The sequence below is a fragment of the Streptomyces similanensis genome (genome assembly GCF_039543625.1).
GTDB lineage: Bacteria > Actinomycetota > Actinomycetes > Streptomycetales > Streptomycetaceae > Streptomyces > Streptomyces similanensis.
The window spans coordinates 90,738-98,238 of record NZ_BAABKC010000047.1; the positions used below are offsets into that span (position 1 = coordinate 90,738).

General features: G+C 76.7%; 4 protein-coding genes. 2 read left to right on the plus strand and 2 right to left on the minus strand.

Annotated features, from left to right (window positions below; all coding sequences use genetic code 11):
- Positions 1 to 28: 28 nt before the first annotated feature.
- Positions 29 to 2,542 carry a DUF5682 family protein gene (locus ABEB07_RS17300; RefSeq protein ID WP_345669141.1) on the minus strand — a complete coding sequence of 838 codons (2,514 nt, stop codon included), beginning with the start codon at positions 2,540 to 2,542 and terminating at the stop codon, positions 29 to 31.
- 217 nt (positions 2,543 to 2,759) lie between these two features.
- Positions 2,760 to 3,959, minus strand: a complete 1,200-nt coding sequence (locus tag ABEB07_RS17305) for an AAA family ATPase (RefSeq protein ID WP_345669142.1) — start codon at positions 3,957 to 3,959, stop codon at positions 2,760 to 2,762.
- A 134-nt stretch (positions 3,960 to 4,093) separates the two neighbouring features.
- Between ABEB07_RS17305 and ABEB07_RS17310 the strand changes: the two genes are divergently transcribed.
- Together ABEB07_RS17310 and ABEB07_RS17315 are read left to right on the plus strand one after the other, a co-directional pair.
- Entirely contained in the window at positions 4,094 to 5,443 is a 1,350-nt protein-coding gene (locus ABEB07_RS17310; protein ID WP_345669143.1) for an SWIM zinc finger family protein, read from the plus strand.
- Between the two features lie 290 nt (positions 5,444 to 5,733).
- Positions 5,734 to 7,362, plus strand: a complete 1,629-nt coding sequence (locus tag ABEB07_RS17315; protein WP_345669144.1) for a DUF5691 domain-containing protein — start codon at positions 5,734 to 5,736, stop codon at positions 7,360 to 7,362.
- The last annotated feature ends 139 nt before the right edge of the window (positions 7,363 to 7,501 follow it).

Here is a 7,501-nt window from a genome sequence, read left to right on the forward strand (position 1 = left end):
GTGCTCCCGCGTCCCCGTACTGCCGTCGTCATGCCGCCGCCCCCGTACTTCCGTCACGGGTCGCGCCGTCTGCCGCCGCTCCCGTGCTGCCGAAGGACAGGGGCATCGGGGTGGCGGCTCCGGTGGCCGGTCGGGCAGCCGACGACGGCTTCGCACCAGCCACCTGGTCCTTTACCGCACCGTCCGCCGTCGCCGCCTCGTCCAGGCCCAGCAGCAGCCGCAGGACCGGCACCACCGCGTCGGCCCGCTCGCGGTCGAGACCGGGGCCGAAGCCGGGCGTTCCGGCCGCCAGGGCCCCGGCCGCGCCGCCGCCCTGCCCGGGTCCGCGCCGGACCAGCTCGCCGAGCGTTCTGCGCACCCCCGGCTCGTACGCCGAGAAGGTCCGCCGCAGCAACGGCAGCACGTCCGTGAACGCCTCCGCCGGCACTCCTGTCAGCCAGGCGTCGACGAGTCCGAGCAGCCGCTCGTCGTGCACGAGCAGCATTCCGCCGCCGCCCCCGCCCACGAAGCCCTCGATCCAGGCGGCCGCGTCCGGCGGCGGTGTCCCGGGCGACAGCGCGAGCCCCATCAGCCGCGCGGCCCGGTCCTGCTCGATCGCCCCGTCGTCCAGCAGCAGCCGTACCGCGCGCCCTCTGATCACACCGGGCGCCGTGTCCCGCTCCGCGAGCACCCGCAGCACGGTGTGCCAGCGCGGGCGCAGGTCGTCGTGGCCGGCCGCGGGGGTGTCGCCGAGCAGGCCCACCGCCGTGTGCACCGCGTCCACGTGGCGGCGCATCGCCTCGGCCGCGTCCGGGTCCAGCGCGGCGCAGGCCGGCGGCAGGCCGACGAAGACCCGCTCGGCCAGGCCGACGGCCACCCCGGCCAGCGCCTCGGTGTCGGTGCCGCGCACGTCGCCGTAGCGCAGGGAGCGGACCAGCGCCGGGAGCGCCTGGGCGAGGTGGCCGACGTCCGCGTCGAGCGCCGCCCGGTCGGCGAGCACCCGCATCACCACGGGCAGGGCGTCGGAGAGACCGGCGAGCAGGCAGTGCTCGGCGAGCCCGGTGACCTCGGCGAGGGTCTGTGCGCCGACGGCGTCCGCCTCCGCCCTGGCGTTCGCGGCGGCGAGGACCGTCGTCCCCCATATGCCCGCCTCGGCGACCCGCACCGACAGTTCCGGTTCCCAGCGCAGCCGCCACGTCTCGCGGAACGTGCCCGTGCCGCCTCGTGAGGCGGCCGGCTCGCCCCAGTCGACGCCCAGCAGCCGCAGCCGGTGCAGCAGTCCGCTGCGCGCGGCGTCGGTCTCCCCTCGCAGGTCGAGTTCCAGTTCTCGCTCCAGCGCCTCCGGTTTGAGCCGGAGACGGCGCTGGAGGCGGGCGAGATCGCGCTGGAGCGGTACGGCGGGCGCCGTCTCGGGCACCTCGCCCAGGACGTCGCCGACCACCAGCCGGTCGTGCACCAGCGCCAGCGGCACGTCCGAGCCGTCGCCCAGCACCGCCCGTACGGCGTCCGTGGTCTCGCTCAGGCCGGGCAGCGGGCGGCCGCGCATCGCGGCGAGCGTCTCGGCCAGCCGCACCGCCTCGATGACGTGTGCGGGGGAGACGATCCGGTCCTCCTCGCGCAGCAGTCCGGCCACCTTGGTCAGCCACCGCTCGACGGGCCGGTCCGGCGCGTCGAACAGGTGCGCGTACCAGCCCGGTGAGTCGATGCCCGCTCCGTAGCCGCCGGCCCGGGAGAGCCGGCGGTGCGTCCACGGCACCCATGTCAGGTCCGCCTTGACCTTGGGCAGGCCCTTCAGCAGGGCGCGGTCGGCGGCGACGGTGGCCTTGCGGCGCAGTGCGGGCACGTGCCAGGCGCCGCACACCACGGCGACGCCGTCGCCGAACTCGCGGTGCGCGGCGCGGATCTTCAGCCGCATGTGGGCCTCCCGCACGAGGTCCCGTTCGTGGCCCCCGCTGCCGTACGCCTCCCGCAGCGCGCCCATCGCCTCCTCCAGCGCCAGGAACGGGGCGAACGGGTCCGCCGCTCCCCTGCCCCGGTGCTCGACGACGTCCTCCCACCAGCGTTCGGGGTCGTCGTGACCGGCCGTGCCGGCGAGCACGGCGAGCGGATCGACCCGCACGTCGGCGCCGACGTCTTCGCCGGAGGGTCGTTCGTCGCCGGTCGCGGCTTCGTCCTCGTCCGCGGGCGCGTTCTCGTCGTCGCGCTGCCAGGCCAGCGTGTGGACGGCCGGCAGGTCGATGAAGCGGGCCGGTACGTCGTGCTCCAGGGCCCAGCGGAGGGCGACCCATTCCGGGGAGAACGCGGCCAGCGGCCAGAACGCGGACCGGCCCGGCTCGTCCACGGCGTGGGCGAGGAGGGCGACCGGCGGCCGCATGCCCTCGTCCAGGGCGAGCGGGATCAGCGCGTCGGCCTCCGGCGGGCCCTCGATCAGCACCGCCCGCGGCCGCGCCGCCTCCAGCGCGGCCCGCACCGCCCGCGCCGAGCCCGGCCCGTGGTGCCGTACCCCGAGGAGCAGCGGTCCCGCGCCGGGCGCCCGGCTCCCCGTCACCTCGTCCCCTGCCACACCGTCCCCCTCACGCAGTCCGCCCGCATCGCGCAGACCGCCCGCATCGTGCGTACCGTCCGCGTCGTACGTGCCGTCCGCGTCGTCGTCCGACGTCGTCCGCCCCGCCCGCCCGTCCAGCTCGGCTCGTCCTCGTCCCGGGTCCGCACCGCACCGCCCGCACCGCCCGGCACCCGCTCCCGGACCCGCGCGATCCCCCCGGCCGTGCTGTGGTTCCTCACGCGCTCACCTCCCGGCAGGCCCGGTAGAAGTCCTTCCAGCCGTCGCGTTCGCGGACCACCGTCTCCAGGTACTCCTGCCAGACCACCCGGTCGGCCGCCGGGTCGCGGACGACGGCGCCGAGGATGCCCGCGGCGATGTCGCCGGCCCGCAGCACGCCGTCGCCGAAGTGGGCGGCCAGCGCCAGTCCGCCGGTGACCACCGAGATCGCCTCGGCGGTCGAGAGCGTGCCGCTGGGCGACTTCAGCTTCGTCCGGCCGTCGGCGGTCACGCCGCCGCGCAGTTCACGAAAGACGGTCACCACCCGGCGGATCTCGTCGATGCCGTCCGGCACGGCCGGCAGGTCGAGGGAGCGGCCGATCTGCGCCACGCGGCGCGAGACGATGTCGACCTCGGCCTCGGGGGACTCCGGCAGCGGCAGCACCACCGTGTTGAACCGCCGGCGCAGCGCGCTGGACAGGTCGTTCACCCCGCGGTCGCGGTCGTTGGCCGTGGCGATCAGGTTGAAGCCGCCGACCGCCTGCACCTCCTCGCCCAGTTCCGGTATCGGCAGGGTCTTCTCCGACAGGATCGTGATGAGCGTGTCCTGCACGTCGGCCGGGATGCGGGTCAGCTCCTCGACGCGGGCGGTCATGCCCTGTGCCATGGCCCGCATGACCGGGCTCGGCACGAGGGCGTCGCGGCTGGGGCCGTGCGCCAGCAGCCGCGCGTAGTTCCAGCCGTAGCGGATGGCCTCCTCCGGCGTGCCTGCCGTGCCCTGGACCAGCAGTGTCGAGTCGCCGCTGACCGCTGCGGCCAGGTGCTCTGACACCCAGGTCTTCGCCGTGCCGGGCACGCCCAGCAGGAGCAGGGCGCGGTCGGTGGCCAGGGTCGTGACGGCGACCTCGACGATGCGGCGCGGACCGACGTACTTGGGGGTGATCACCGTGCCGTCCGGCAGCGTTCCGCCGAGGAGGTAGGTGGCCACGGCCCAGGGGGACAGCTTCCAGCGGGCGGGGCGCGGGCGGTCGTCCTGCGCGGCCAGCGCGGTGAGTTCGGCGGCGAAGGCCTGTTCGGCGTGCGGTCGCAGCGCCTCCCTCGTCTCCGGGCCTGGCGCGCCCTCGCTGCTGCCCGCGGCGCTCGGGTGCGCGGGCGCGCAGTGGTGTCGGCTCGGTTCGGCGGGTGTCGGTTCGACGGACACTTCGACGGGCGCAGACATGGCTGAGGTCCCCTCCAGCTCGGCCGGTTCGGATCTGGTGTCCACCGTGCACCACGGCACTGACAACGCGTTGTGACCTGCGCGAACGCCCTCGCCGGGGCCGATTGTCAGTGGGGGGTCCTACCTTCGGATCCATGACACAGCAGGGGGTGCGCCGGACCGCGGACCAGGTGCTGGCACTGGCGCCTGACGACGCGTCACGCAGAGCGGGAAGCAGACTCGCCACGGCCGGGCCGTGGTCGGCGGCGGGGAGTTCGGACGAGGGGGCGGTGTGGGGGCTGTGCGAGGGCAGCGGCAAGAAGCCGTACCGGACGGTCGTGGACCTCGCGGACGGGGCGGCGCCCGCGTACACGTGCACGTGCCCCAGCCGTAAGTTCCCGTGCAAGCACGCGCTCGGGCTGCTGTTGCTGTGGGCGGGCGACGAGGCCGCGGTGCCGGCCGGGCAGGCGCCGGACTGGGCGGAGCCGTGGCTGTCGGGCAGGCGGCAGCGGGCGGCGCAGCCGTCCGGGACTGCGGGCGGGGCGCCCGGTCCGGCCGATCCGGAGGCGGCGCGCCGCCGGGCGGAGCGCCGGGCCGAGCGGATCTCGGCGGGGGCGACGGAGCTGGAGCAGCGCCTGGCCGACCTGGTGCGCGGCGGTCTGGCGGCGGCCGAGCAGGCGGGGTACGGGCTGTGGGAGGAGACGGCGGCCCGCATGGTCGACGCGCAGGCCCCGGGGCTCGCGGCCCGGGTGCGGGAGCTGGGGGCGATACCGTCCTCGGGGCCGGGCTGGCCGGTGCGGCTGCTGGAGGAGTGCGCGCTGCTGCACCTGCTGGTCCAGGGCTGGCTGCGCCGCGAGCGGCTGCCGGCGGCGCTGGCGGCGACGGTCCGCTCCCGGGTCGGCCTGCCCGGCGCCGCGGACGGCCCGCCGGTGCGCGATCGCTGGCTCGTCCTGGCCCAGTACGACACGGCGGACGCGAGGCTGACCACCCGCCGTATCTGGCTGTACGGCGCGGACTGCGGCCGCACGGCGCTGCTGCTCTCCTACGGTGCGGCCGGCCGCACCCCCGATCTGGCGTTGCCGGTGGGCCTGGCCCTGGACGCGGAGGTCGCCGCGTATCCGGGCGCCGGACAGTCGCGGGCGTCCCTGGGCGAACGGTTCGCGTCGCCCGCGCCGACCGGCGTGCGCCCGCCCGGAGTGACGCCCGCGCGGGCGGTGGCCCGTTACGGCGAGGCGTTGCGGGACGATCCGTGGCTCGATGCGGTCCCGGTGACGCTGCGGGAGGTGATACCCGTCCCGGACGGCGACTCCTGGCAGCTGGCCGACGCCGGATCGGACTCCGCGCTGCCGCTCGCACCACAGGCGCGTGCCCGTCCGGGCCTGTGGCGGCTGGTGGCGCTGTCGGGCGGCGCGCCCGTCACGGTGTTCGGCGAGTGCGGCCACCGCGGCTTCACTCCCCTGACCGCATGGCGGCACGAGGAGGAGGGCGTGGTCACTCTGTGCTGACAAGCTGCGTACTCTCAGCGATCTTATCGCTGGTGACGGGCCTCGCGTGTCCGGCATTGGGGTGACGTCGCGGGTGCGGCGGGACGGGCGCGGGGTGTGGCGGGAAAGCCTCACCCGAAAGGCGCACGCCGACCCGATCGCACCGCATTCAACCGTTCCTCCTCGCTCGGTCCTCGCCCGTTTCCCGTCCGCTTTCTCTCCCGTTTCACGCATTTGTTCCGTTCCACGGGAAACCCGGCTCGGGTGACCCTCCGACCACCCACAGGCACCCGGCAACCGAAAGGAAGCCCATGATCAGGACCTCCGCCCCGGTGGAAGCGCCCGCAGCGGGCGCCTGGGAGGAGTTGGTCACCACCGCCCTGCTCGGCACGGACCGGCGTACGCCCCCGGGCGGCGCCACAGGACGGCGGGCCCCGGCGGCGCTGCTGGAGCTGGCGGCCGTGCAGACCGTGCGGCGGCGGGCGGGGCTGCGCGCCGCACCGGCCGCCACGCCGCCCGAGCCGGCGCCCGAGGATCCGCGTCCGGCGCTGCCCGCGGCGGCGGCCCGCAGGCTCACGATGCTGCTGGCCGACCGGCCCGGTACGGCGGGCGGCGGGCGCAGGGGCACCGCACCCGACCTGATGGAGCTGCTGCCCCAGTGGCTCGCCGCCGCCAACGCGCGCGGCTACGCGGCGCCCCCGCAGACCCTGCCCGCCCTGCTGGACGCCGCCCGCGGACGCACCGACCTGCGGCCGGCCGCACTGGCCTTCGCCGGACCCCGCGCCCTGTGGCTGGCCCGGCTGAACCCCGACTGGCGGTTCGCCCTGCGCGCGGGTCCGGGCGGCGCGGCCGCGCTGCCCGGTCCCGCGGAGGCGGACCGGATACGCCGGCTGTGGGAGGAGGGCCTGTTCGCGGAACGGGTCGCGCTCCTGGCGGCGATCCGCGAGCGCGAGCCCGCGGCCGCCCGTGACCTGCTCGCCGGCACCTGGGCGACCGAGCGGGCCGAGGACCGCCTGATGTTCCTCGACTCGCTGCGCGACGGCCTGGGGCCGGAGGACGAACCGTTCCTGGAACAGGCCCTCGCCGACCGCAGCCGCAACGTGCGGGCGACGGCCGCCGAGCTGCTGTCGGCGCTGCCCGGCTCGGCGCTGGCCGCGCGGACGGCGGACCGGGCCTCGGCCTGCGTGGCCGTCGACCACACCCTCGACACCCCGACCCTCGCCGTCGAGGCCCCGCACGAGTGCGACGCGGACATGGAGCGCGACGGCGTCGTGGCCAAGGCCCCGTCGGGGCGCGGTGAGCGGTCGTGGTGGCTGGGCCAGTTGCTGGAGGCGGCCCCGCTCGGCGCCTGGCCCGCGCGGCTGGGCGGGCGTACCCCGCGGGAGATCGTGGCGCTGCCGGTCGCCGACGGCTGGCAGGGCGAACTGCACGCCGCCTGGTGCCGGGCCGCGGTGCGGCAGCGGGACGCCCGGTGGGCGCGGGCACTGCTCGGGGCGCCCGCGGCGCCCGGGGCCGGCGGGCCGGGCGCGGTGTCGCTGGCCGAGCGCGCCCGGCTGCTCGGCACGCTGGGGGCCGGCGAACGGGCCGACTGGGTGGCCGGGTTCATCTCGGTGCACGGTCTGTCCGAAGCGTTTCAGCTGCTCGGGGTGTGTGCGGTGCCGTGGGCCGCGCCGCTCGGCCGGGCGGTGGTCGACGCGCTCAACATCGCGCGGGACGCAGGGAGTTACCCATGGAGTTTCAGTGGAGTGATGGGACTGGCCGAGCGGTGTCTGAACCCCGCGGAGGCGAGCCGGCTCGACGGACTGCTGGCGGTGCCGGACGAGGCACGGGACCCGTCGCCCGGAGCCGGCGGATACTGGGCGGAGGCGTTCCAGCGACTGGTGACGACGCTGCGGCTGCGCGCCGCGATGGCCGAGGAGCTCCGTCCTGCCGACGGTTGAGCGGTGCGCCGAAGGACGGCGGGTGTCCCCGGGGGCGGCGCCCCCGGATATCCCTCCGGGCCGAAGGGGCCGGGTCCGCGGCTCGGCGGCGCGCCGCCGCCCCTCGCCCGCGGGCGTCGGGCCGGCCGGCCGCGCCCGG

Excerpts from the sequence above, each read along its gene's own strand:
- ABEB07_RS17305 (WP_345669142.1), bottom strand. The coding sequence starts at position 3,959 with ATGTCTGCGCCCGTCGAAGTGTCCGTCGAACCGACACCCGCCGAACCG.
- ABEB07_RS17310 (WP_345669143.1), top strand. The coding sequence starts at position 4,094 with ATGACACAGCAGGGGGTGCGCCGGACCGCGGACCAGGTGCTGGCACTG.
- ABEB07_RS17315 (WP_345669144.1), top strand. The coding sequence starts at position 5,734 with ATGATCAGGACCTCCGCCCCGGTGGAAGCGCCCGCAGCGGGCGCCTGG.